The sequence below is a fragment of the Neiella marina genome (assembly GCF_002165625.1).
Classification (GTDB): Bacteria; Pseudomonadota; Gammaproteobacteria; order Enterobacterales; family Neiellaceae; genus Neiella; species Neiella marina.
In genome coordinates, this window is sequence record NZ_NGNS01000017.1 from 72,847 (window position 1) to 98,308 (window position 25,462).

The 25,462-nt window shown below is 49.6% G+C and carries 19 protein-coding genes and 1 other annotated feature; of the genes, 12 read left to right on the top strand and 7 right to left on the bottom strand.

Features of this window, described 5'->3' with window-relative positions:
* Window positions 1-117: 117 nt before the first annotated feature.
* The 6 genes from CBE68_RS13175 to CBE68_RS13200 form a co-directional block, all read right to left on the bottom strand.
* Window positions 118-3,204, bottom strand: a complete 3,087-nt coding sequence (locus CBE68_RS13175; RefSeq protein WP_087506560.1) for an efflux RND transporter permease subunit — start codon at window positions 3,202-3,204, stop codon at window positions 118-120.
* Complete coding sequence (locus CBE68_RS13180; protein WP_087506561.1) at window positions 3,204-4,292, bottom strand: efflux RND transporter periplasmic adaptor subunit; 1,089 nt, start codon at window positions 4,290-4,292, stop codon at window positions 3,204-3,206. The genes CBE68_RS13175 and CBE68_RS13180 overlap by 1 nt, the downstream gene beginning before the upstream one ends.
* A 291-nt stretch (window positions 4,293-4,583) precedes the next feature.
* Entirely contained in the window at window positions 4,584-5,753 is a 1,170-nt protein-coding gene (iadA, locus tag CBE68_RS13185) for a beta-aspartyl-peptidase (protein ID WP_087506562.1), read from the bottom strand.
* A gap of 7 nt (window positions 5,754-5,760) precedes the next feature.
* Window positions 5,761-7,242, bottom strand: a complete 1,482-nt coding sequence (yfcC, locus tag CBE68_RS13190; protein WP_087506563.1) for a putative basic amino acid antiporter YfcC — start codon at window positions 7,240-7,242, stop codon at window positions 5,761-5,763.
* A gap of 83 nt (window positions 7,243-7,325) precedes the next feature.
* Window positions 7,326-9,614 (bottom strand): TonB-dependent receptor, encoded by a 2,289-nt coding sequence (locus CBE68_RS13195; RefSeq protein WP_143824560.1) that lies wholly within the window; start codon window positions 9,612-9,614, stop codon window positions 7,326-7,328.
* Window positions 9,605-9,952 (bottom strand): hypothetical protein, encoded by a 348-nt coding sequence (locus tag CBE68_RS13200; protein WP_087506565.1) that lies wholly within the window; start codon window positions 9,950-9,952, stop codon window positions 9,605-9,607. The genes CBE68_RS13195 and CBE68_RS13200 overlap by 10 nt, the downstream gene beginning before the upstream one ends.
* A gap of 622 nt (window positions 9,953-10,574) precedes the next feature.
* Between CBE68_RS13200 and CBE68_RS13205 the strand changes: the two genes are divergently transcribed.
* From CBE68_RS13205 to CBE68_RS13225, 5 genes are all read left to right on the top strand, one after another.
* A complete protein-coding gene (locus tag CBE68_RS13205) occupies window positions 10,575-12,257 on the top strand; it encodes a cyanophycinase (protein WP_143824561.1) in 1,683 nt (560 codons plus the stop codon).
* 185 nt (window positions 12,258-12,442) lie between these two features.
* Window positions 12,443-14,800, top strand: coding sequence for a carbohydrate binding family 9 domain-containing protein (locus tag CBE68_RS13210; protein WP_087506567.1), 2,358 nt, complete (start codon window positions 12,443-12,445; stop codon window positions 14,798-14,800).
* A 65-nt stretch (window positions 14,801-14,865) separates the two neighbouring features.
* Window positions 14,866-15,843, top strand: coding sequence for an NAD(P)/FAD-dependent oxidoreductase (locus CBE68_RS13215; RefSeq protein WP_087506568.1), 978 nt, complete (start codon window positions 14,866-14,868; stop codon window positions 15,841-15,843).
* Window positions 15,844-15,878: 35 nt separating this feature from the next.
* Entirely contained in the window at window positions 15,879-16,385 is a 507-nt protein-coding gene (locus CBE68_RS13220) for a TspO/MBR family protein (protein ID WP_087506569.1), read from the top strand.
* Between the two features lie 389 nt (window positions 16,386-16,774).
* The gene (locus CBE68_RS13225) at window positions 16,775-17,455 is read left to right on the top strand and encodes an RIO1 family regulatory kinase/ATPase domain-containing protein (RefSeq protein WP_087506570.1); all 681 of its coding nucleotides are present in this window, start codon (window positions 16,775-16,777) and stop codon (window positions 17,453-17,455) included.
* Here the strand turns inward: CBE68_RS13225 and CBE68_RS13230 are convergent.
* Window positions 17,452-17,757 carry a hypothetical protein gene (locus tag CBE68_RS13230; RefSeq protein ID WP_087506571.1) on the bottom strand — a complete coding sequence of 102 codons (306 nt, stop codon included), beginning with the start codon at window positions 17,755-17,757 and terminating at the stop codon, window positions 17,452-17,454. The two genes, CBE68_RS13225 and CBE68_RS13230, sit on opposite strands and share 4 nt — an antisense overlap.
* A gap of 222 nt (window positions 17,758-17,979) precedes the next feature.
* Window positions 17,980-18,110 (top strand) — a sequence feature (His leader region).
* A gap of 29 nt (window positions 18,111-18,139) precedes the next feature.
* Here CBE68_RS13230 and hisG point away from each other — a divergent pair.
* The 7 genes from hisG to CBE68_RS13265 all read left to right on the top strand — a co-directional run bounded on the left by hisG (window position 18,140) and on the right by CBE68_RS13265 (window position 25,320).
* Window positions 18,140-19,039 carry an ATP phosphoribosyltransferase gene (hisG, locus tag CBE68_RS13235; protein WP_087506572.1) on the top strand — a complete coding sequence of 300 codons (900 nt, stop codon included), beginning with the start codon at window positions 18,140-18,142 and terminating at the stop codon, window positions 19,037-19,039.
* A gap of 20 nt (window positions 19,040-19,059) precedes the next feature.
* Entirely contained in the window at window positions 19,060-20,418 is a 1,359-nt protein-coding gene (hisD, locus tag CBE68_RS13240) for a histidinol dehydrogenase (RefSeq protein ID WP_087506586.1), read from the top strand.
* A complete protein-coding gene (hisC, locus tag CBE68_RS13245; RefSeq protein ID WP_087506573.1) occupies window positions 20,411-21,478 on the top strand; it encodes a histidinol-phosphate transaminase in 1,068 nt (355 codons plus the stop codon). Before hisD ends, hisC begins: the two co-directional genes overlap by 8 nt.
* Window positions 21,475-22,545 carry a bifunctional histidinol-phosphatase/imidazoleglycerol-phosphate dehydratase HisB gene (gene hisB / locus CBE68_RS13250; RefSeq protein ID WP_087506574.1) on the top strand — a complete coding sequence of 357 codons (1,071 nt, stop codon included), beginning with the start codon at window positions 21,475-21,477 and terminating at the stop codon, window positions 22,543-22,545. Before hisC ends, hisB begins: the two co-directional genes overlap by 4 nt.
* On the top strand, window positions 22,545-23,159 hold the full coding sequence (hisH, locus tag CBE68_RS13255; RefSeq protein ID WP_087506575.1) for an imidazole glycerol phosphate synthase subunit HisH: 615 nt from the start codon (window positions 22,545-22,547) through the stop codon (window positions 23,157-23,159). Before hisB ends, hisH begins: the two co-directional genes overlap by 1 nt.
* Window positions 23,156-23,890: a 1-(5-phosphoribosyl)-5-[(5-phosphoribosylamino)methylideneamino]imidazole-4-carboxamide isomerase gene (gene hisA, locus CBE68_RS13260; protein ID WP_087506576.1), complete on the top strand. Its 735-nt coding sequence runs from the start codon at window positions 23,156-23,158 to the stop codon at window positions 23,888-23,890. The genes hisH and hisA overlap by 4 nt, the downstream gene beginning before the upstream one ends.
* Window positions 23,891-24,201: 311 nt before the next feature.
* Window positions 24,202-25,320 carry a phosphoribosylaminoimidazolesuccinocarboxamide synthase gene (locus tag CBE68_RS13265; RefSeq protein WP_087506577.1) on the top strand — a complete coding sequence of 373 codons (1,119 nt, stop codon included), beginning with the start codon at window positions 24,202-24,204 and terminating at the stop codon, window positions 25,318-25,320.
* Window positions 25,321-25,462: the final 142 nt, after the last annotated feature.

Below are 25,462 nucleotides of genomic sequence, written 5' to 3' on the forward strand. Positions count from 1 at the left end.
CGCATCATGTCTCAAAGCTTAATCACTCCGCCGGTCGCGCCGACATAGCCGTTTTTATCTTCTCATTAGCCATAACGGCTGATAGGCCATTTGGTTGACACTGCAGCAAAAACTTTTTTAAGCCGCTTTCGATTGTTGCGCAGCGAGCTCCTTCTGCAAACCCTTGAGCGCTTGTTTGTCTTCAGCTAGCCATAAATAGAATGCTGGTAGCACCAACAGCGTAAAGAAAGTACCAATGAACATGCCGGCGACCAGAATAATGCCGATACTGTTGCGGGCTTCAGCTCCTGCGCCAGTAACCAGCACCAGCGGAAAGTGACCCAACACGGTTGCCGCAGTGGTCATCAATACCGGTCGCATCCGAGTCATTGCCGCTTCTTTGACCGCCTCTACTTTGGTTTTGCCTTCGGCTTGCACATGGTTAGCAAACTCAACGATCAAAATACCATTTTTGGCAATTAGACCTATCAGGGTAACGAGACCAATTTGCGAATAGATATTGATGGTAGTGAGCTCAAAGAATGGCAATGCCAGAGCGCCTGCCAGTGCCAATGGCACACAACCAAATAGCACCACCAATGGATCTCGGAAGCTGTTGAACTGGACAGCGAGAATCAGGAATACGATCAGCGATGACACCGCCAATACTGATAGCAGGGTGTTACCCTCTTTGCGCATTGCTCGAGACTCACCGGCGTAGTCAATGCTGTAACCTTTCGGCAGAATCGTAGCCGCGGCTTGTTCTATCGCCACTAAGGCTTGTTCCTTCGTAACGCCTGGTGCTGCGCCACCATAAATCTTAAACGAGTTTTGTTGTGAAAAAGTGCTTAAGCTGCGCGGCTGCACATGCCACTCAATCGATGCCACCGACGATACCGGGATCAAGTCACCGGCCGGCGTCTTGAGGGTCAAGTTAAGAATTTGCTCGGGACGCGAACGAATATCATCGCCAACAATTGGGATCACCCGATAAGCTTTACCATCAGAGTCAAAGCGGTTGACATAATTGCTCGACAGCAAAACAGCTAGCTGGCCACTGACATCCGTTACTCTCATGCCCAAATCGGCTATTTTTTGCTTATCAAGTTCCAAACGGATTTGCGGCATGTCTATCTTCAGATCAGTATCAGCAAATAGAAACTTCCCTGAGCCATAAGCTGCGCCAACCAACTCATCGGCAATCAACTTCATTTCTTGATAACTGGCGCTGGATTTAACCACCAATTCAACGTCAAATTGGCCTGCAGATGGCAGTGATGGCGTTAAAATAGGCAACATGTCCAAGGCAGCAAATTGACTCAAGGTGCCATAAACCTCAGGCAACTTGTCCTGAGGCGCAAAATCACGCTCATGAGGTTCAACCATATCTAAACCAGCAAAGCCGCCACTGGTCAGCATCACCTGCCACATTTCATTGACGCCATCGATCTCCAACATTTTGTCGACCACAGGCCGCACGTGTTCGACGTTGTAGCTCAATGATGATTGCGGTGGTGACTGAACAATCATGAAGATATGACTTTGATCTTCAATCGGTGCCAGCTCTTTAGCGCTAAACATATAAAACGGAACTGCCAAAGTCGCTAGTATTGCCGCACCGACGATCAACTGATTACGCCAACTAAAGAGTTTATCGAGCAAACGTCCATAGCTCTGCTGCAGCCGCTCAAACACCAAGTTGACTTGTTTGGTTAAGCGCCCTTCTCGACCACCATCGGCATTTACGTATGCGCTCATAATCGGTGACAAAGTTAACGCCACAACACCAGATACCAATACCGCCACAGCCAAACTGAAGGCAAACTCTTTAAACAGCGTGCCGGTTAACCCCGACAAAAAACCAATGGGTGAGTAGACCGCCGCCAACGTTAAGGTCATCGCAATGATCGGTACCATGAGCTGGCGCGAGCTCATCAACGCAGCTTGCAAGCGAGGCACGCCTTGACGCATCAATCGCGCGACATTTTCAACCACCACAATGGCATCATCGACAACTAGGCCGACCGATAGCACGATCGCTAACACGGTCAATAGGTTGATGGAAAAGCCCATCACCGCCATTGCCGCTAAAGCACCGAGGATAGAAATAGGAATAGTCACTAAAGGCACTAACGCCGTTCGCAATGAGCCCATCATGAACAGCACCACAATGCCAACCAAGGTGACGGTTTCGACCAGTGTGGTTAAAATTTCCCGCAGCGCATTGCGCATATAGAGGGTGCCGTCATAGGCAAAACCAATTTTCATCCCCATTGGCAGCGTTGGGTTAATCGCCTCAATTGCTTCATAGAGTTGATCGCCAATGTGGATCTCGTTGGCTCCCGGTAACGGCCAAACCGCGATATAAACAGTGTCCTTATTGTCGAGTCGGGCGGTCACGTTGGCATCTTCAGATCCCAGTTCAATGCGCGCTACATCACGCAAGTAAACCGTGGTGTTGTCGAGCTGCTGCACCACCAGCAACTCAAACTCACTGACGTCACTCAGTTGGGTATTGGCGACAATATCAATACGCTGGGAATTACTCTCGCTAAAGCCGAGCGTGGAAATGGTGTTGTTCGCTGCGAGCGCGTCAAATACTTCAACAGCACTTAAGTCAAACATCGCCAAGCGATCAGGGTCGAGCCAGACTCGCATCGCTGGCGTTCGAGCGCCTTCGATGGTGATCCGTTGTACCCCTTCGATGGTGGTCAAACGTGGATTTACTTGCCGCGTCAAATAGTCCGTCACGGCTGATGCAGATAACCCTTCGGACGCCACATCTAAGTAAAACACCGCAAATGGCCGATCGGCGCGACGAACTTCAACGACCGGGTCTTCTGCCCCGGGAGGTAACTCATAACGAATTTGGCTAAGACGGGTATTCAGTTCAGCAAGGGCTCGGGTGCTATCCTCGTTGAGGTTCAGCCAAGCAGTCACGGTGCTTAAACCTGAAGTGGTCAACGAATCGACGTACTCGACGCCGGGGACGGTGGCAACCACTCGTTCAATGGGTTCAGTAACAAAGCCTTTGACGACTTCAGCCGAGGCGCCAGTGTAATAGGTATTGACGATTAACGATGAGCTTTCAATTCGTGGGAACTGCAACACTGGAATTTTGATGGCAGCCCAAATACCTAACAAGCAGATCACGACTGACAACACGATCGATAGCACTGGCCGCTTGACAAAGATGTCCATTATGTTTGCCGAAGACTGCTGCATTAAAGAGCCTCCGATTCAGCACTAACGACATTAACTTTGGCCGATGGAAATAGCTTAAACGAACCCTTGGTCGCGATCTGTTGCGAAGGCTGCAGTTCGCCCTGAAGCACTGCCAAGCCATCTTCCGTTGCCAACACTTCAACTGCCGTTCGTTTCGCTCGCAAATCGCCTTCTTGCTGTTCCAATACATAGACATAAGCGCCGAACTGATCCCTAGCCAACGCCAATTCAGGTACTTTGATGACAGACTGAGCTGCCGACACCGGTACTCGAATGGTAACCAGCGTATTTGGATAGAGCTGAGCAATAGCAGAGTCAGCCAGCGTCAGCTTTGCCCGGTAGTCAAAGCTACGAGAATTGCTGAGTTGCGGCGATACCGCGACAATCTCAGCTAAATGGCTGCCATTCTTACCAATCAGTGATACCTCGACTTGGTCGCCAAGCGCCAGTGGTAGGTAGGATTGCGGCAATTGAAAGTCAACCCATACTGAATCGCTTAAACCCACCAGCGTTGTGATCACCGTATTGCTGTCGAGGTATTGACCAAGTTCGAGATCATGAATACCAACTCTGGCGGTAAACGGCGCCCGAAATACTTTCTTATCGATAATGGCTTGTAATTGAGCGACTTCTGATTCGGCAAGTTTGACATCAGCTTTGACTTCATCAACTTGCTCTTCACTAATTTGTTTTTTAGCTTGCAGCGACACCAGTCGCTTCAAGCGAGTCTGAAACAGCTCCAACTTGGCATGAGCGCCAATCAATTTGGCGCTCTCCTCTGAGTGCTCTAACTCCACTAGCACCTGATCACGTTGGACCACGCCACCCATTGGTAAATTCAAGCGTCCAATGGTGCCTGCCAGTTCAGTTGTTAACTGCATTTGCTGTAACGCGTTGACTTCCCCTGTCACTTCAATGGTCGGGCTGTATTGAGTTTGCTCAACGACTAGCGCCTCCACTGTCATGACAGGCTCGCCACCAGCACCCATAGCGGTTTGGTCGGACATCATTTGTTGCTTGGATAGGGTGATAATGGCGATGACGGCAACGATAACAACAGCACTAATTGCCCAGCGTTTGAAACTCATATGTACAACCTCAGTCGAATTCCTTGTCGAGATATCAAGTCGTTATGGCGGCAAAAATGGCAGCAAAGAGCACCGACGACTTAACAAAGGCGAGAAGCAATGAACTCTCACAAATTAATAGACCTTGTTTAGCGCCAAATAGTTACATGTTTTGCGATTGTATAAAATCTACTTTAAGAAAAAATTAACAAAGTCGGCGCATATTTTATCTGATAACGGCACAACAGGATAATATTGGCGCGAGAGGGTGATATTCAGAGGGCGCAGGGCCGCTAGCCCTGCGGTAACAATTTATTCAAACATCCCTTTGCAAGCGGGTTCACCATTGACAACCAGTTGCTTGCCTTTGGCCCACACTTGCTCGATGGCAAAGCTAGCAGGATCAACACAGATGAAGTCAGCATCCTTGCCGACTTGAACTCGACCTTTCTGAGCTAACCCCAGTACCTTGGCTGGCGTCGCGGTGACTGCGGTCAGTGCTTGTTCGATCGGAACATCGAAATCTTTAATGGCCTGACGCAAGGCACTAAATAAACTGTCGACCCTGCCCACTTCAAGGCCGATTAATTCACCGTCGCGACTAAATATCGGCAGGCTGGCATTGCCATCAGAGCTCATTGTCAGGTTATTGACTGAAATGCCACGATTAATCGCTAGCGCCAAAGCTTCAGCGGCAAGCACTTCACCATCATCAATAATTTGTTGATTATGACTGGTGGTAAAGTCAATCACGCCGCCTGCTTCGGCAAAGCGGAAGCCACTATTGAGCAAACCAGGGTTGCGATTAATATGGGTTGGATAAAACTGACGAATTGGGATTTCACTCGTCGCTACAGCTTCCAGCAACGGATCGAGTTGATCGCCACCATCACCGACGTGAATACTAACGACACCACCTTTACCAGCCAACATCCCACCGACGCGCGCTTCACTCGCTAAACGAATCAACTCTGCGACGCTCGGATGACTGCCACGATGATCGGAAATTGCTACTTCACCAACGCCAATAAATTTGTCGATAAGGACAATATCATCCGTCACTGATCCTGTGATTGTGCGAACTGGATATTGATAGCTACCGGTGTGGCAATAAGCCGAAATACCCTCTTCCTCTAGCGCTCGTGCTTTGGCCACCAAATCAGCTAATGAGCGCGTCGTGGCATCAGTACCCAGCGCGCCGACAACAGTAGTGACGCCGCCTCGTGTTGCTTGAGTGAGAGTCATTTCCGGAGTGCGAGTGGCAAAACCACCTTCACCGCCACCGCCGGTGATGTGAACTAACGAATCGACCAACCCTGGCGCCACGATCAAGCCGTTGAGATCAACAGTCCGGTGCGGAATAGAGCCTGACAGAGTTAATTCAGATTCCATCGCCAAAAGCTTGCCGCCGGCAATCAGCAGGTCATGTTTACCGAGTGGTTCAGGTGCATAAACCTTGGCGTTTTTTAATAAAGTCAGCATAGATACATCACGTAAAGTCAATCAGTACAGCAATTGCCATCGCGGCAGCGGCAGTGCCATACAAAGCTAGCTGGAGCGGCCATATAAAGCGAAACCAAACGCCCCAATCAATCCGAGCAACGCCGAGACAGCCAATTAATGACGCAGACGTTGGAATAATAATGTTGGTCAATCCATCACCGAGCTGGAACGCCAACACCGAGATTTGGCGTGACACCCCAACTAAGTCAGATAACGGCGCCATCAACGGCATGGTCAACGCCGCTTGACCAGAACCCGAGGCGATAAAGAAGTTAAAGACTGATTGGAATAGCAACATTAATTGGGCAGAGGTCATTGATGAGAACTCGCCGAGCCCTTGCCCTGCCCAATGTAAAATAGTGTTTAGCGCCGACGGCTCAGTAGCATCATCGCCACCGAGAAGCATCAGTACCCCCTTGGCCAAGGCGACGATCAAGGCCGCAGGCAGCAAATCAGCCGCGCCCTGCTTAAAACCGTCAGCAACATCGTTGGCGCTCATACCATTGAGCCGGAATACCATGGCAATGATGCCGCACAACAGCCCGATGGTGAAAAATTGACTAGCAATTTCGGGGATATAATAGTGGCGCCAAATCACGCCCCAAATCACCCAGATGATACCGCCGAGTAACGTTAGCAAAACTAACGCATCACCTTTACTAAAGCTCTGTTGCTGGTTTTCCTCGCTGTGTTGCAGACGGAAAAAATCGTCCTGACCATAAACCGGAGAAGATTGCGGATTAGCCGCAATGCGATGAGCGTGGCGCATGGTAAACCACAAACCTAGGCCAGTGAACACCAGCCAGCATCCAGCACGAAATGGCATTCCGGACAGCGCTGGTACATCAGCAATGCCCTGAGCAATGGCAACACTAAACGGATTCATCCAACTGGTGGCGAAACCAATTTGGGTCGCCACATAGGTAATAAGTACCGCAGTGATACTATCAAACCCTAGTGCCACCACCATGGGTACCAGAATAATACAAAAGGCGATGGCTTCCTCGCCCATGCCAAACACCGCGCCGCCAAGTGAAAACAAGACGAAAATCACCGGCAACATAATATTCAGAGCCCGTTCACCAGAACCAATCAGCTGGCGAATCCCACGATCGACTGCGCCGGTTTTCATGATAATGCCAAAGGCACCACCAACCACCAGAATAAACGCAACCACGCCGATGGCACTGCCCCATTTAGAGCCAGAGACTAAGCCTTCAAACGGGACATTGAGCAAGCCTGGTTCGCCGCCTTCAGCAAACAGTGGAATTTGACTGTTTTGCAACTCTGGCGCTTGACGCTGGTAGCTATCGGGATCGATAACGGTCCGAGTCGAACCATTGGCTAAGGTTTTTTCAACGGTTTGATATTGCCCTTCGGGGATCCACATGCCGGCAAACCAAGCCAGCACAGCAACAACAAAGAGAATCACAAATGCATCGGGCATTTGGCGAGCAGTTGTTTTCATAATGAACCACAAACAAGAGACTAGAAGACAGGGACGAGTCTACCTCGTCCCTGCTGTTATTGCCCTAGCAACTGAGCTCCGGCTTAGAACCGCGCCGAGAATGCCAGTGTCCAGTAGCGTCCCAAGGTGTCATGGTTAATGAAGTCAACACCCGCAGTTGGACTGGTTGCCATTGGCGGCGCATCGTTGGCGATGTTACGCACCGTCAAGCTAACATCGTAATCATCACCAATGTAGTAGGTGACATTACTGTGCCATACCAACCAACTATCTACCGTTGGGTGATCATCATACTGGTAAGGACCATCGTTGTAGCTGTCGGTGTAATCACCAGTCAGTGACACGCGCCATTGCTTGTAATCCCAACGCAACGTTGACAGCGCAATCCACTCGGGGTAAGTCCAATCACCGGCCAGTTGCTCAGGTTCAGAATCAGAGGTCAGCCAGCGCTTGTAGTTATCAAGATATGTTGCATCGACTAACAGCTCAAAATCACCCCAGCCGTCGGTCTCAAGACCATAGGTGATGCCGATGTCAAACCCTTCAACTTCTTGCTTACCAATGTTGATGTAGCTGTTTTGAACCTTGTGCAAGTCACCATCACTGTTGATTTCAAGACCGACCTCGCCTTCAACTAACTCACCAGGAGCCTTGGCATCAAGTTCGCCACGCAAGTAAGCTTGCAGAATGAAGTCTTCGTCAACATCGATCAGATCTTCGTAGTCATAGCTCCAATAATCTAACGTCACGTTAAGATTCTTGGTGACATCCCATGATAAGCCGAGATTGTAAGTGTCCGCCGTTTCTGGTTGTAGATTCGGATTACCACCAAAGACCCGATCATACTCAACTTCGCCGACATCGATGCTGTCATCGGAACAGAGTGCTTCGTACTCATTGTCACATGGTAAGTAGCCTTCACCTTCGGTGATCCCTGCGCCTGTTTGCGACAATGACGGGGCCCGGAAACTGGTACCGTATGACGCTCGGAGAACCAAGTTTTCAAATGGCAGGTAACGCAAGCCGATTTTCGGGTTGAAGTCATCACCAGCATCTTCGTAATCGTCATAACGCAATGCTAATTGGGCATCAAAGTTATCGGTGACCGGCACATAAAACTCAGCAAATGCAGACCACTGATAACGATCCGCTTTGGCTTCAGTAACACCAAGGTTGATGATCTTGCCGTCCTGAGCCAACTGATCCGGTTTATCTTCGATTTCTTCATAGCGATACTCAGCACCAGCGGCCATGCTGAGCATACCTGCAGGAAGCTGCCATACATCGCCAGAAACCTTGGCGTCGAAGGCGTACATGGTTGATTCGCCTTTACGAGGAGCACGCTCTTCCATCAGTTCAATCACTGCCCGATCAGCATCGGCGCCACGATTGAACGGGTTGTACCAGAGGCCACCAGAGTCTGGCGAACAATCAATGCTGCCATCGGCGCATAGTTCACCACGGAGTGCCGCTTGAACTTTGTCTTCGTGGTAGTAGCCACCTACCGCTTTGATGGTGTTTTCGCTATAGCCATAGCTTGCCGCAGTTTCCCAATACCAATCAGATAGCTCGCCATTAAAACCAAGTACGGCGCGGTAGGCATCAAGTTCAGCTTCTTTTTGACGGCGATCTGGGAAGCGGGTGTAGGTCGTCAGATCATCATCTGGGTAACCATCTTCGGCATTAATATCAGCGTAGTACTGCGGCATATCAGGATGATCCCAAGGGATCGAAAAGCCGCTAATGCTCGATGGCGCATCATATGACTGACTCTCGTTGTGCTGATAAGCCAATTCCACGAACATTGCCGTGTTGTCGCTTAGCCGCGTATCGTTGAATAGGTAAACCCCGAGAGATTCACGATCAGGGATGGTGGCACGGTACTGCACATAGTTGTAGAAACAACCCTGACCGTATTTGGTATCAACCACATCCTCTTCCGGGCAATCCCATGGGTCCGGATAGTCACTGTAATCAACGTCAATGGCGGTATCTAGCCAGAAAGTAGCATCACGGGTGCGTTTACGATCTTCGTGCATCAAGGCATCGCGATCGAAGTAGTCGAACACCAAAGTGGTATTCGATTCGCCATAGCTAAAACCAACCACCGCATTTAGGTTAGTTTTGCCGTAATCGTCGTCTTGCGTGGTTTGGCTGTATGAGCCACTCAGTTCCACGCCTTCATAATTGCGTTTCATAATGAAGTTAACGACACCTGCAACGGCATCAGCACCATACAATGCCGATGAGCCATCCATAAGAACCTCGATGCGCTCGACCGCAGCAAGAGGAATGGCATTGATGTCGATAAACGAGTCTGACTCATTGGCAAAAGAGCTGACCTGTACGCGGCGACCATTGATCAAAACCAACGTCGACGCCGTACCCAAACCACGGAGCCGGCAGGTTGGCTGCCAACTTTGGTGGTTCCGCCTTGGGTAGTAAACGTGCCTTGCTGGAACTGCGGAATATCCTTTAACAATTCGGAAATGGTGTTGGCACCACTACTTTTGATGTATTCCTCATCAATGTTGAGCAGCGGCGTTGCGCCTTCCATGTCGACGCCTTTGATATGGCTACCTGTGGTGATGATGCGCTCGACATTGTCGTTGCTAGCATCATCTGCCGTTGCTGAAGTTGCCATCACGGCCGGCGAAAGCGCGGCGCAAAGCGCCCAAGCGCGCATAATTGGATTGAGTTTCGGGGTCATCTGACTCTCCCATTCTTCCTGAAGTTTAAATGCGAATGCTGGCGCCAGTTGGACAACGTCGATTGTGGCGATACCCGGTTGTGAAAAACCACGGGCAGCAACAGGCCAGAAATCGAATCGGCGTTATCGTCTGAAGCTCAATTAGCAATTTTTTATTTGAAAATACTTAGTGCTGCCGATGACGCTCAGCAAAGCGTGACGGGCAAGGATCAGATGGCTGATCTGCCGTCAATGGAACCGCAAGTGGCTATTCGTCGAACCACTCGCTGAGGTAGAAGTTTTGGTAGTAATAGCTGGCCAAGGACCAGGCTTTCTTCAACATGACTGGTTAATCCGTCGTCGTTTTCACTACAAAAATGAGACCTTGGTCGGCCTCGGTATATTTACGATTATCACTGTGTTGCAATCGTGTCAACACCATGTTACTCGCTTAAAAAAGACATTTATTAGATTGGATAATGCCTCAATGCCAAGCTTAAATCGGCCATTTAAGAAAGTTACAAATTCAGCAAAAATAACACTTCTTGCTTGCTTTATGCTGCCTTTTGCTGCCAAAACACAACAACAAGAAACAACGTACAACTTACTTTTAGCCGGTGGAGGGCTGGCAACTTGTAGCAGCATGGCATCAAAAAATTGTGTCGAAACGCCTTCATTTTTTATCAACAGCAAAACATCGTTGCGGTTCAAGCTAGGCCAACAGCAAATAAAAGCGGCAACCAACCCTGTCATTTGGGCAGCTCACCGACAAACTTTGGCGGGCCATTGGCGACAGTTGCTAACTGCCATCGCATCGCCACTAGGACAGCAACAATTATCGAAACACGAATTGGTGGATTTAATTAAGGCCAGCCGCATCGAGTATCAAGGCAACACCATTAACGGCTATGATCTCTATCGCCAATCGTCTGATGCCGAATGGTATCGGATTCAAGATCACCTAGAAGTGGGTCAGTTCCAGCAAAACGGCCAACGACTGACCGAGAACGTTGCTTTAGAGCACAACAAAAACCTTCACTCACGGCACATTTATCAACAATTTATCGCCATGGCCAAGCAAGTTAGTACTGCACAATCACCATCTATCTTGGTGGTCACGGCATCTGCCCGCGATCCCTTTGAAGCCGTTGATTTCTATCGAAATGCCTTCATCAGCGCGGGCGCCAAATCAGTCCAATGGTTACCTTTGGATGCGGCACTGCAACATGCTCGTCGCGCCAACCAAGGGGCTGATTGTCAGCAGTTACCGCAACTCCACGCCACTATTCAAGGGGTCCATAACCGCGCAGCTGTTTACCCCGACTTAGTCGAGTTGCAACAGCAACACTGCCACAAGCCAGAGCTAACACTGGCAATGATTGAACAAGCGGATGGCATTTTTATCAACGGCGGCGACCAGTCTCTGACCGTCCAAGCATTTCGCCACAGCGATGGCAGCGACTCGGCAGAACTGACACTGATCAAACAGAAACTAGCCGCTGGTAACTTAGTGGTTGGTGGCACCAGTGCTGGCACTGCCGTTCAGTCGGGTAACCCGACAGATTCACTCGCCATGATCACCAATGGCTCCAGTATCAATGCAGTGCGATACGGCGCATTTGCCAGCCTTGCAACCGCTGAAAACTGCGACAAGGATGGTAGTTGCGGCGAATTGCCAGATAATGCCCTCAGCTACAAGCAAGATGGCGGTTTAGGCTTGTTTCATTGGGGCATTACCGATACCCACTTTGCTGAGCGAGGGCGTCACACCCGACTTGCGATATTGGCCAAGCAAACCGGCTCTCGCTTGGGCTTTGGTGTCGATGAAGCGACAGCTCTGTTGGCCAACACCAAAGTTCCCGAGCAAGCAATGCAGGTAATCGGCCAAGGCGGCGTGCATGTGTTAGACATTCATCAAGCCACCCTTGCACAATCAGATGCAGGCATCAGTTTTAGCAATGCTCGCTGGCATGGCTTCTTTGCCAATGATCAATTTCAAGTGGCAGCCGACGGTTCGGTGCAGTTTGTCGACAAAGACCAAGAAACCGTTAACGAGGCGAAGAAACCAACCCAACCTGTGTCAGTGACCTTGGCTGACGACAGTGGCGTGTTCTATAACGCCACCTTGCGTCAACAAGGCCAATGGCTAGCGCAGCAAGTTGTCACCGGCGACATAAAGTCGCCAAGCCAGCAACAGACTGCCAGTGAGTTTACTCTGTCATTGACTGCCGATCAGCAAACCTACGTGGTTTGTCAGCCCGAGTCTCAGCAACCCCAGTGCTCTTGGCTCAATATGGCGCTTTCGGTATCGCCAGCACCACACTAATCTGCGGCTCGCAATGACTGTTATGACCAATTAATAGGATGTTTGTCATGGCCAAAACGACCAGTTGTTAGCAATGAAAATGTTAACATTAGGGCGTTTTGCGCCAAATTAAGTTACAAACCGGTAAAAAGTGATATTAAAGGCGCTGTCACCTACTGATTAGTTGTAAGGAATATCAGTTGCCAATGCGTGCCCTATTAGCTGTTGTCTGCTTAATGCTCACCTTGAGTTCGGCGCAAGCCGCCACTCAATCGTCCAGTGAACAGATCATCACCATTCCGAAAACAGAGCTTGCCATCACCGTTGATGGCAAGCTAGATGATGCGGCTTGGCAGCAAGCTAGCGTTGTTGAAATAGACATTGTCACTCGGCCATTCGACAACACACCAAGCCCAGTGACGACTCGAGCACTGCTAATTGAGAATGGTTCAAGTCTTTACATCGGCTTCATCGCCGACGATCCCGACCCAAAACAGATTCGGGCATTTTTGAAAGACCGCGACAAATCCTGGGGCGACGATATCGTTGGCGTCAAACTCGATACCTACAACAATCAAAACTTAGCTTATCGCTTTTTTAGCAACCCGCTTGGGGTCCAAATCGATGGCATTGAAAATGAGCTGACCGGCAATGAAAGTGACGCTTGGGACGGCATTTGGGATAGCAAAGGGCAAATCAACGAGCATGGCTATGTCGTTGAAATGGAACTGCCGTTTCGGATGCTTAACTTTGCTGAAAGCCAGCAACCACAAGACTGGGGTATAGAATTAGTGCGTCGTTACCCACGCGAACAGAACCTGCGGATCTCTCATATTCGGCTTGAACGTGGTAACAAATGCGAATTGTGCCAACTGGCAACCGCCCGTGGCTTTAGCAACGTCAAACAAGGCCAGAATCTGACCATTGCGCCGGCGTTGGTTGTTGCTCGCGATGAGACGCGAGACGATGATGGCCCTTGGCAGTCAGACAACGAGTTTGAGCCCAGTCTTGATGTCCGCTGGGGGATCACCCCCGATATCCTGTTCAATGCCACTCTGAATCCAGATTTTTCAACGGTCGAAACCGATCAGGCGCAGCTCAGCATTAACAATACCTTCGCTCTATTCGTGAAAGAGAAACGGCCATTTTTTCTCGACAATGCCGATTATTTTTCGACAGATTACAACCTCGTGTACACCCGAAACATCTACGCGCCTAACTACGGCGGCAAGCTAACCGGGCGTCACAACAATCACTCCTTAGGTGTCTTTATCGCCGATGACGAAACCACCAATATCCTAATTCCTGGCAACCGTGGCTCATCCGTTGCTGAGTTGGAGGGCGAATCCACCAACGCGGCTTTGCGCTACAACTACGACTACACCCAAGACATTACCGTCGGCTGGATCTCTACCGTGCGTGACGCCGATGATTATCGGAATCAGGTCCATGGCGTTGATACCCGAGTGCGGTTTAACGACACCGATGTGTTTCAACTGCAGAAACTATATTCACGTACCGAATACCCCGACGATCTGTATCAGCAGTTCTGTGACACCGACGACGATGCAGACTGCCAACCGCAGCACGTCGAAGACTGTGATTTGACCGGCTGCGACATCAACGAGCAAGTATTGCGAACCAACAAGGAAGGAACCTTCTCTGGCCATGCCCTAAAGACTGACTTTAGCCATGACGGCAAATACTGGTTTTACAAGCTAGGGTACGAGGAGCAAAACAGTGGTTTCCGTGGTGACTTGGGCTTTATTGGCAAAGTCGATTACAACCGCAAGCAAATTGCCGGCGCCCGCTATTGGTATAACGATGAAGATGGCGCTTGGTGGCAAAAATTCCGACTCTACTCGGACTGGGATATCACCCATAACGACAATGATGAACTGATCGAAAAGGAATTTGATATCAGTGCCAGATTAGACGCCAACTACGAAAGCGAACTGTTTTTTGCCTACACTCGGCGCGATTTGGTCGGTCCGCGAATTGATCAAAGCAAACTCGACATCGACGGCAATACGACCCTATTTAGTATGGATGTGTTCCAGCTATTTGGTGAAGTAAAACCCTTTTCCGGCTTGTACTTAAATACCAAACTTGAGTACGGCGATGCGATTGATTTTGCCAGCAACCGTTTGGGAACCAAACGATTGCTACGCACCGTCATTGACTGGAGCCCAAACCAACATTTGCAATTAAAACTGCGCCAAACCTACCGCGATCTGGATGCCGACGGCGCCAATGTGTTCATTGCTCGACTGACTGATTTTCGCGTCACTTATCAGTTCAATGTCCAAAGCTTTGTTCGCGGCAGCTTGATATACAAAAACAATGCCCGTAACAAAAATAATTACCTATACGATGATCCAGAGGACATTGACGCTCACAGCAGAAACTTCTCATTTGAGTTGTTGTACGCCTACAAAATCAATCCTCAAACGGTGTTTTACGCTGGCTATTCCGAGTATCAAGACACCACCGAAGACTTTTCAGATTTAGAAGCGAATGACCGCCGAGCCTTTGTCAAAGTCAGCTATGCATGGATTCGATAAGTTGATCATTCAGCATTAGTCACTCGTAACAATCGCTGACAACCCGCAAATAAAGGACAGCGAAAGTGACTCGAGTTGCAGTAATTGGAGCAGGAATCGCCGGACTTACCGCAGCCAAAGAGCTGCAGTCGCTCGGCTACCAGGTCGATGTGTTTGAGAAGTCTCGTGGCCGAGGCGGCCGTCTAGCCAGCAAACGGTTAAGTTGGGCAACCGTCGATACTGGCGCCCAATATTTCACCGCAAGGCATCCGCGTTTTCGTAGGGAAGTGAGCCGTTGGGTTGACCACGGCGCAGCCCAACCTTGGCAATTTACTCCGCACAAGCTAATCAATGGTGAACTCCACCGGTCACCCGATGATACCGAGCGTTTTGTTGGTACGCCCAACATGAACAGCATCGCTCATCAATTGGCGACAGACCTAAACTTGAATCTTAATATCACCATTACCAGCGTCGAACGACGCAACCACAGTTGGTATCTCACCGATCAAAGTGAGGCTGAATGGGGCGCCTATCATTGGCTGGTGGTAGCCATTCCACCAGCGCAAGCACGCTACTTGTTGGCACAACACATGTCTGAAGTGAGCGAGCAAGAACCGCTCTTGCTGCCCTGTTGGGCAACTGTGCTGGCCACCAAGGGAGCGGTTTGTCCGACCATTCAAGGCGTGTTTGGTGATAAAACGGTATCTTGGCTATCGCGGTTGTCGGCCAAACCCGGCCGAGTTAAACCCGCTCATAGCGACGACGTATGGTTACTGCACTTTTCACCACAGCACTCTGCTGATCGCCAAAGTGACAAGTCAGAACAAATCATTGCCGAGGCAACATCGTGGTTAACGACGCACTTAGATAGTGAGCTCGCCATCACTCATGAATACGCCCACTTTTGGCGCTATGCTCATATGGCAACCCCCAACCAGCAACAGAACCCGAATATCTGTCAGCAACAACAGTTAGCGGTGGTCGGTGATTGGTGTCAGGGCGGTCGAATTGAAGGCGCTTATTTATCGGCCACTAATATGGTCAGAGAAATGATCGCTTGAGCGCTGCTCTTCTTGATACAAAAGGACCAGTAGTAATGGCCACAACGTTGCATAATCTAAGCATCAAACAACAAGCTCTGGCCTTGCTGGGTTTTATTGGTTTGTGTTACTTGGTATCTGCTGTCGGCGCTGCGGCATCAATCAATGGCAAAGAGTTCTACGCGCTATTGCAACAACCAAGTTGGGCGCCACCCGGTTGGCTGTTTGGACCGGTCTGGCTCACCCTTTATACCATGATGGCCATTGCAGGCTGGCTGATTTGGCGCCAGCAAAACCTCCCGGCTCGTCGCTCATCACTGATACTTTTTTTGTTTCACCTATTGCCCAACGCTCTGTGGAGTTGGCTGTTCTTTGCATGGCAATTGGGAGCAGCATCGTTTGTCAACATTGTGGTCCTTTGGTTGCTCATTTTAATCGTCATTGTTCGCTTTGCCAGCATCAGCAAGCTAGCGGCATTGTTGCTGCTACCTTATCTGTGCTGGGTATCCTTCGCGACCATGTTGAACTTATGGCTGTGGCAAAACAATCCGTCGCTGTTGTGATACCAAACCATTAGTGCTTTTGTTATCAGCCCACAACTTGTTCAGCATTTAGTCAGCTAGTTGCTTCTATCCTGCCTTTCTGATTTTTCAGTTAAGGTTTTATACCAATCCATGTAGACATTTGCTCCGCTCAGAGCGAAGTCAGAGTCGCTAGTTTCAGGCATTTTAAGTTAGGAATAGTCATTCTATTTCAACTTGAAATAACGTAAAAATAGCGACTCTGGAATGCTCCCTTCGGGCGTTAAGAAAAAGCTGTCACTCATCGTCATCGAACTTACTACGTAGAACCACTACGCCGTAAATCCTCTTTCTCGATTGACTGCTTTTTCTAAACGCTGAGAGGGGTAAATGTCTACATGGATTGGTATTAGTACGGTCGGGTAGATGCAATGAAGTACTTTGATATCCAGCAATTCAGTTACCGCCGCCTAATCCAAGCGGCGGACGGGCCATTGCAAGCTGATGTGTATGAAGTTCAACGCGATAACAACAAATACATCCTCAAAGATTACTCTGCGCGCCCCAAGCTATTTCGCCGCACTATTTGTCGTTGGCAGCTTCGTCGAGAGTGGTTAGCCTTACTCAAACTGAGGCATGTTAAGCATGTTCCCAAACCGATTGCATTCGGCGGCAACAAACTGCTGATGAGTAAACTGGCTCAATGTAAAGCCAGCATCAACCAGGACAATAGTGACTCACTGGAAACTAAAGTAGCGCAGATCCACCAAGCGGGCGTCTGCCACAACGATCTGCACAGTAAGAACTTAATGCTGAATCAAACCCAAGCATTCATTTTTGACTTCGGTGCCGCCACCTTTAGCCCCAAAGATAACAATAGTCTGAGTGACAAGGTCAAAGGCCAATTGTTTAAGCTATGCCAGCTCATCGATCGTATGGCGGTGGTGAAGTACAAATGGAAGCGTGACCGCAAGTTACTGCGACCCGATGAAGCTCACTTGGTGTCGTTAGTGGAAAAAACCCGCTGGCTGAGTCGCTGCTGGCGCCGCTTCAAGCAGTGGCACAAGCAAAAATCGCATAGCCCGAACAACGAGACGGTTAACAGCCCCTAGGCAGTGATATCAAAATGCGGATCGTCTTTGTCATCGCGCTCTTGTTCATCAAAACGTTGCTGCATCTGCTGCAGCTTTTTCAGTTTCTTGTTTTGCGACTGAGGATGACGTTTACGCTGGCGGTCGCGCTGTTCAAGCGCTCGAGCAATACGGTCGAGTTCGTCTTCGGCGGGTTGGTGCTGCTCTTGCTCTGAAGTCGCAATGACCGGACGCTCAGAAATCTGACGCACCTTGCTTTTTTCCCGCTCCACTCTCGGAGCCGGACGCGGCAAGATTGGGAAGATCAGATCTTGGTTCGGCATTACTTTTCCTTTTCAATAAGTTAGCTATCTCACTTCCTTTATCGGCCTATCTTGACCAAACTTTAGTCAATCGTCAATTATTTGACACTTACTTAGCTTTCAACGTTCCTTGAATAGGATCACAAAATTTCTTGCATTTTTATTCAAGCTTGGGTAGGTTCAACGACCTGATTATAAATCACCAAATTATGACGTGGCTGACATGCTTTTGAACAACACACTCCATCATCATCACCATCCAGAAAGTTGACCTTTCAGGAGCGGGATGCGTGGAAGGTCGATAAGCCTTCCAGCGGTGTGTCAGCCATAGTGCAAAAACCCTCGGAAGGCCCGGCCACCGAGGGTTTTTTATTTTTTAGCTTTGCTTTTTAGGAAATACATCATGTTGGACAATTCAAGACTGCGTATCGCGATTCAGAAATCTGGTCGCCTCAGTGAAAAAACTTATGCCCTGCTCGCTAGCTGTGGTGTGAAATTCAATATTCACGATCAACGCTTGATTGCTCATAGCACCAACCAACCGATTGATGTTTTGCGTGTTCGTGACGACGACATTCCCGGTCTGATCATGGACGGTGTCTGTGATTTAGGCGTTATCGGCGAGAACGTTCTTGAAGAAGAAACCATGATGCGCGAGCGCGCCGGTGAGCCATCAGAATTCAAATCACTGAAGCAACTCGGCTTTGGTGGTTGCCGTTTGTCGCTGGCAGTGCCGAATGAGATGAGTTACAACGGCCCGAAAGATTTGGATGGCCTGCGTATCGCGACCTCTTATCCAGAATTACTGCGCCGTTACCTCAATGAGCAAGGCGTCAAGTTTCAACCTTGTATGTTGACCGGCTCAGTTGAAGTTGCTCCACGCGCAGGCCTTGCTGATGCAATTTGTGATTTGGTCTCTACTGGTGCCACCTTGGAAGCCAATGGCTTACGTGAAACAGATGTCATTTTCCGCTCCCAAGCTCGGTTGATTCAGCGTAAAGATCCGCTCGAGCCAGCGAAACAAGAGTTAGTGGATAAGTTGCTCACTCGCATTGGCGCGGTGATGCAAGCAAAAGAAAGCAAATACATCATGCTGCACTCGCCAAAAGACAAATTGGAGCAAGTGGTCAGCTTGCTGCCTGGTGCAGAAAATCCGACCGTTCTACCATTGGCCCACACCGACGAAGCCGTGGCCGTTCACGTGGTTAGCTCTGAGAATCTGTTCTGGGAAACCATGGAACAATTGAAAGAGTTAGGCGCCAGCTCAATTCTAGTATTGCCGATTGAAAAAATGATGGAGTAACACCTGTCATGACTCTTAGCATGAAAAAGGTTTTATGGTCAGCACTCTCTCCCGAGGAGCAGCAACAAGTATTGTTGCGCCCGGCGATGGCAGCATCTGATAGCATCACCGAAACGGTAACCGGCATCATAGAGCGGGTTAAAACCGAAGGTGATGATGCGCTCAAAGCCTTGAGTGCCCAGTTTGATAAAGTTGAATTAGATGATATCCGGCTCACTAGTGAAGCCATGCAAACCGCTTGTGATAGCCTGCCATCATCATTAAAAACTGCACTGCGCGAGGCCTATCGCAACATTCGTAGTTTTCACGCAGCGCAAGTACATCGGCCGTTGTCGGTCGAAACCCAACCTGGCGTATTATGCGAAATGCACAGCCGAGCTATTGAAGCGGTCGGCTTGTATATTCCAGGCGGTTCAGCACCTCTGCCAAGTACCGTGCTAATGCTTGGCGTGCCAGCCGAAATCGCCGGTTGTGGTCGTAAGGTATTGGTATCACCCCCACCTATTGCTGCGGAAATTGTTTATGCCGCAAGTTTGTGCGGTATTGACGAGATCTATCAAGTGGGCGGCGCGCAAGCTGTTGCCGCGCTGGCATTTGGCACCGAAAGTGTTCCCAAAGTCGATAAGATTTATGGCCCTGGTAATAGTTTTGTGACCGAAGCCAAGCGCCAGGTTTCGCAAGCCATTGGCGGAGCGGCGATTGATATGCCAGCAGGCCCATCAGAAGTACTGGTCATGGCCGATGAACGCGCCAATGCCGACTTTATTGCGGCCGATCTGCTGTCACAAGCCGAGCATGGCCCAGATTCACAAGTGGTCGTCGTGACTCCATCAGACAAGCTCGCCGATGAAGTTAACGAAGCTTTGGCTCGTCAACTGGCGGAACTTAGTCGCGCAGGTATTGCGGAGAAAGCACTGGATAATAGCATTGCCATTGTTTGCGCCGATATGACCGAAGCAGTTGCCATCTCCAACGAATACGGCCCCGAGCACTTGATTGTCCAAACCGAAAATCCACGCCAGTACTTGAACGCCATTCAACACGCTGGCTCGGTGTTTTTAGGCGACTGGACACCAGAATCTGTGGGTGATTATGCCAGCGGTACCAACCATGTTTTGCCAACCTACGGCTATGTGCGGACCTATTCCAGTCTCAGTTTGAATGACTTCTGTAAGCGTTTTACCGTGCAAGAGCTCACCGCTGACGGTTTAGCGGGTCTGGCGCCGATTGTCACTGCGATTGCCGATGCTGAAGGTTTGGACGCGCACCGCAATGCGGTCACCGTCCGTACTTCGCTACTCGAGGCACAGCGTAAAGAAGGGGCTGGTGGTGTGGGTGGCGAGCATATTATTGTCGCTAAAGGGGCAAATAATGAGTGATCTAGCCGCCCGCCTGCTGCGTCAGCAGCTCAGCGATTTAGTGCCTTATGAGTCGGCTCGCCGTTTAGGCGGCGATGGTGAAATTTGGCTCAATGCCAATGAAAATCCTTACGCTCACGACTACCAGTTAGATGACTCGCGCTTTGGTCGTTATCCGGAATTTCAACCACCGGAATTGATTGACCGCTACGCGGCGTATGCCGGAGTCAATAACAAGCAGTTGTTAGCCACTCGTGGTGCCGATGAAGGCATTGAGCTATTGATTCGAACTTTCTGTGAGCCGCAGCAAGATAAAGTCATTATCTGCCCGCCGACCTACGGCATGTATGCCATCAGCGCCAGAACCAACCTTGTTGATGTGGTGAATGTGCCGCTTGATGGCGACTACCAAGTCGATGTTGACGGCGTGCTAGCCAACATGGACTCAGTGAAACTGGTGTTTGTTTGCTCACCAAACAACCCAACTGGCCATGATATGCAGCCAGCAAAGCTACGTCAGCTGCTCGAAGCATTGAAAGATCAAGCCTTGGTGGTTGTCGATGAAGCATACATCGAGTTTTCAGAACAACCATCGGTGCTCAACTGGCTTGGTGAGTTTCCGAACTTGGTGGTATTGCGGACCTTATCTAAGGCGTTTGCTTTAGCCGGTATTCGTTGTGGCTTCACCTTAGCCAATGAAGCCGTTATTCAGCAATTGGCCAAGGTGATTGCACCTTATCCAGTGCCAGAGCCGGTCGCCCAAGTCGCGATTCAGGCGCTGTCCGATGACAACCTCACGGCTGTTGCCAATGAAGTGGCAGGACTAAATGCATTACGCGCTGAGTTTGCCGCAACCATGACTGGCCTGACCGAAGTATTCCCATCCAGTGGTAACTATGTGTTGTTTCGAGTGCCTGACGCCCTCGCTTGTATGCAAGCGATGGCGCAAGCCGGCATCATTCTGCGCAACCAAAGCAAGCAACTGACGTTGCAAAACTGCATTCGCGTTACCATTGGTACCGAACAAGAAATGGCGCGCACCACAAGCGCGTTGCAAGCATATTTTAAGGAGGCCGTGTGAGCCGCCAAGCAATTCTATTTATCGACCGTGACGGTACTCTTGTTGAAGAGCCGCCGGTTGATTACCAACTCGATACCCTAGAAAAACTGGTTTACGAACCAGCCGTTGTTCCTGCCTTACTGCAATTACAAAAAGCGGGCTTCCGCTTGGTCATGGTCAGTAATCAAGATGGTTTAGGCACCGACAGCTTCCCGCAAGCGGACTTCGATGCGCCACACGATAAGATGATGCAGCTGTTCGAATCTCAAGGCATTGTTTGGGATGATGTCCTGATCTGCCCACACTTCGATGAAGACAACTGTACTTGTCGCAAACCCAAGCTTGGTTTGGTTCAGTCTTATCTGAGCGAAGGAAAAGTCGACTTTGAAAACTCATACGTCATTGGCGATCGCGCCACCGATATGCAATTGGCCGAGAACATGGGCATTGTCGGCCTGCAATACAACCGTGAAAATTTGGGTTGGAATGAAATTGTCGATCAACTACTGCACCAAGAGCGTGTTGCCGAAGTAACCCGCAAGACACGCGAGACCGACATTAACGTCAAGGTCAATCTCGACAAGCAAGGCGGCAACGTGTTGAAAACTGGCGTTGGCTTCTTCGACCACATGCTTGAGCAGATCTGTACTCATGGTGGCTTCCAACTGCAGTTAACCTGTGATGGCGATATTCACATTGATGATCACCACAGTGTGGAAGATTGTGCCTTAGCGTTGGGCGAAGCACTGAAAAAGGCATTGGGCAACAAGCGCGGCATCGGTCGCTATGGCTTTACCCTGCCAATGGATGAAGTCGAAGCGAGTTGTAGCCTAGATTTGTCTGGCCGACCTTACTTTGTTTTTGATGCTGATTTCGATCGCGAAATGGTTGGCGAACTGGCCACCGAGATGGTGCCACACTTTTTCCACAGTCTCAGCACTACACTTGGCGCAACCTTGCATTTAAAAGCAGGTAAAGGCAATGCTCATCATCAAGTCGAAGGCTTGTTCAAAGTATTCGCCCGCACTCTGCGTCAAGCCATTGAGCTGAAGGGTGATGCCCTACCGAGCTCTAAAGGAGTGTTGTAATGGTCTGCTCTAATCTGAAAATCGTTATTGTCGATACTGGCTGTGCCAATATTGCTTCAGTCAAGTACGCCGTCGAGCGGTTGGGCTACAGCCCGATTGTTAGTGGTGATCACGAGGTCATTCGTAGCGCCGATAAAGTCTTCTTACCAGGAGTTGGCAGCGCTGGCGAAGCGATGAAAAATCTAGCTGAGCGCAATTTGATTGAACTGGTCCGCAATTTAACACAACCGGTACTAGGCATTTGTCTTGGCATGCAGCTACTGGCGGAATACTCAGACGAAAGCCATGTCGATATGCTTGATTTGGTTCCTGGCACTGTCAAAGCGATGCATGCTGAGGACGGCTTGCGACTGCCACATATGGGCTGGAACAGCATTACACCAGTTGGCGTCAACCCACTGTTTAAAGGCATTCCAACCGGCACGTATTTCTATTTCGTGCATAGTTTCTGCTTACCAGTGTCCGATGTTTACACAGTCGCGAGCTGTGAATACGGCGATGTATTTAGCGCCGCGGTGTGCAAAGACAATTTCTATGGCGTGCAATTTCACCCCGAACGCTCGGCAGAAGCTGGCGCCAAACTGTTGAAGAACTTCCTGGAGTTAACGGAATGATCATCCCTGCCCTGGACTTAATAGGCGGCGAAGTTGTTCGCCTATATCAAGGCGATTACGCCCAGAAAACCACCTATAGCTTTAATCCGGTCGAGCAATTTCAACACTATCAGCAAGCCGGAGCCGAATGGTTGCATTTGGTCGACTTAGATGGCGCGAAAGATACCAGCGCTCGTCAGCTCACCACGATTGCTGAATTAATCGAAAAAACCGATGCCAAAATCCAGGTTGGTGGCGGCATTCGCTCCGAGCAAGATGTGCAACAGTTGTTGGATATCGGTGCCAAGCGAGTGGTGATTGGTTCACTGGCAGTGAAAGAGCCTGAGTTAGTAGCCAACTGGATGCGCAAGTACGGGGCTGAGCACATTGTTCTTGCGCTTGATATCAATATTGATGAAGACGGCAATAAGCACGTTGCAATTTCTGGCTGGCAAGAAAGCTCAGCGATGACTTTGGAACAGCTTATCGAACACTATGAGGCCGCTGGCCTCAAGCACGTGTTGTGCACTGATATTAGTCGTGATGGCACCTTGCAAGGCTCAAACGTCGAGCTTTACGCCGAAATGACCCGCAAATACCCGGGCATTGCCTGGCAAAGCTCTGGCGGTATTGGCAACCTTGATGACATTGCGGCGCTCAAACCAACCAAGGTCGCTGGGGTGATTGTCGGCCGAGCATTGCTTGAAGGTAAGTTCAGTGCCAAGCAAGCTTTTGATACTTGGGCTGATTAGTTTCACCTTAAGCAAGCAACCGAGTTGTTGCTATCTCGAGACGTCGTGAAATCGTCCCTGATGACTCAACGGCAGCGTCCTTGCTGCCGATGCTCGAGCTAGTAACAACTCTATTGCTTACTCTGGAAAATATATTGTTGCTTCGTCATCAAAGCGCAGTCCCCAATCTCCTTAGCCGTGTTCGTTCATAGCTTTCTGACTGTAATTATCCAACTCAGCTAGAATGCTCTTACTGGTCATGGCAGCGATGATAAATTCTGATATGATCCGGCCCTGTTAAATTGCCGCATCACTGTTTAGGACCATTCATCATGAGTGCAGCTGATACCTCATTAGCTAACAAAGTTCTCGCTGTTAACAACGATCTTCCAATCCGTACCGACAAGCCTGTCCACAGCGGCAAGGTCCGTTCGGTTTATTGGCTAACAGAAGCCGATAGTCGCCGCTTAATTGCAGAAAAAGGCTATGACGTCGCGGCCGATGCACCGTTAGCGATTATGGTGATCAGCGATCGCATCTCAGCATTTGACTGTATTTGGCATGGTGAAGGCGGCCTCAAAGGCGTTCCAGGTAAAGGAGCGGCCCTCAATGCAGTGTCCAATCACTGGTTTAAGTTATTCAAAGACAATGGCTTAGCTGATAGCCATATCCTTGATATTCCCCACCCATTTGTCTGGATTGTGCAAAAAGCTCGTCCGGTGATGGTAGAAGCCATTTGCCGTCAATACATCACCGGCTCGATGTGGCGTGCCTATGCCAACGGCGAACGTGAGTTTTGCGGTATTGAAATCGCCGAAGGCCTAGAAAAAGATCAGAAACTGCCAGATCTGCTGGTCACGCCATCAACCAAGGGTATTCTCAAAGGGATCCCTGATGTGCCAGAAGCCGATGATGTCAACATCACCCGCCAAGCCATAGAGAACAGCTTTACTGCTTTCGGTTTTCAGCAACAAGCAGACATCAGCCTGTATGAGAAATTGCTGCAAGAAGGTTTTGGCGTCATTAGCTCAGCGCTGGCTGAACTAGACCAAATCTTTGTCGATACTAAATTTGAGTTTGGTTATGTCACCGATGCCGCTGGCAACGATAAACTGATCTATATGGATGAAGTAGGCACTCCCGATTCATCGCGGATTTGGGATGGCGCCGCTTATCGAGAGGGTGAAATTGTCGAAAACTCAAAAGAAGGTTTTCGCCAGTTTCTTCTCAATCATTTCCCTGATCCAGATATTTTACTCAACAAAGAGCGTATGGCTGAGCGCGAAGCATTAGCGCGTGACAATGAGCTGCCACTTGCCGCACTAATGGCCGTGTCTGAAACCTACGTTGGCATTGCTGAGAAGATTACCGGTCAAAAGCTCCACCTCTCGGATAACCCAAAAGCAGAAATCATCGATATTTTGCGTCAGCAATATGGCTTGATTGACTAGCCACCACAGCGCAATAAAAAAGCCCGCTCAAAGCGATGCTGTTCACTTAAGAGGAGCGGCATTGCGGTTTACCGGATAACGGGTCTTGGATATTTTCACCGCCCTAGGCCTTGACGGCCTAGGGCGTTTCTCTATGAATAGG

What these genes read in the sequence shown, in the direction of transcription:
- hisD (WP_087506586.1), top strand. Translation starts at nt 19,060, where the DNA reads ATGAAAAAGGTTTTATGGTCAGCACTCTCTCCCGAGGAGCAGCAACAA.
- hisG (WP_087506572.1), top strand. Translation starts at nt 18,140, where the DNA reads ATGTTGGACAATTCAAGACTGCGTATCGCGATTCAGAAATCTGGTCGC.
- CBE68_RS13220 (WP_087506569.1), top strand. Translation starts at nt 15,879, where the DNA reads ATGGCCACAACGTTGCATAATCTAAGCATCAAACAACAAGCTCTGGCC.
- hisH (WP_087506575.1), top strand. Translation starts at nt 22,545, where the DNA reads ATGGTCTGCTCTAATCTGAAAATCGTTATTGTCGATACTGGCTGTGCC.
- CBE68_RS13225 (WP_087506570.1), top strand. Translation starts at nt 16,775, where the DNA reads ATGAAGTACTTTGATATCCAGCAATTCAGTTACCGCCGCCTAATCCAA.
- CBE68_RS13200 (WP_087506565.1), bottom strand. Translation starts at nt 9,952, where the DNA reads ATGACCCCGAAACTCAATCCAATTATGCGCGCTTGGGCGCTTTGCGCC.
- CBE68_RS13180 (WP_087506561.1), bottom strand. Translation starts at nt 4,292, where the DNA reads ATGAGTTTCAAACGCTGGGCAATTAGTGCTGTTGTTATCGTTGCCGTC.
- CBE68_RS13230 (WP_087506571.1), bottom strand. Translation starts at nt 17,757, where the DNA reads ATGCCGAACCAAGATCTGATCTTCCCAATCTTGCCGCGTCCGGCTCCG.
- hisC (WP_087506573.1), top strand. Translation starts at nt 20,411, where the DNA reads ATGAGTGATCTAGCCGCCCGCCTGCTGCGTCAGCAGCTCAGCGATTTA.
- iadA (WP_087506562.1), bottom strand. Translation starts at nt 5,753, where the DNA reads ATGCTGACTTTATTAAAAAACGCCAAGGTTTATGCACCTGAACCACTC.
- yfcC (WP_087506563.1), bottom strand. Translation starts at nt 7,242, where the DNA reads ATGAAAACAACTGCTCGCCAAATGCCCGATGCATTTGTGATTCTCTTT.
- CBE68_RS13265 (WP_087506577.1), top strand. Translation starts at nt 24,202, where the DNA reads ATGAGTGCAGCTGATACCTCATTAGCTAACAAAGTTCTCGCTGTTAAC.
- hisA (WP_087506576.1), top strand. Translation starts at nt 23,156, where the DNA reads ATGATCATCCCTGCCCTGGACTTAATAGGCGGCGAAGTTGTTCGCCTA.
- CBE68_RS13205 (WP_143824561.1), top strand. Translation starts at nt 10,575, where the DNA reads ATGGCATCAAAAAATTGTGTCGAAACGCCTTCATTTTTTATCAACAGC.
- CBE68_RS13175 (WP_087506560.1), bottom strand. Translation starts at nt 3,204, where the DNA reads ATGCAGCAGTCTTCGGCAAACATAATGGACATCTTTGTCAAGCGGCCA.
- CBE68_RS13210 (WP_087506567.1), top strand. Translation starts at nt 12,443, where the DNA reads ATGCGTGCCCTATTAGCTGTTGTCTGCTTAATGCTCACCTTGAGTTCG.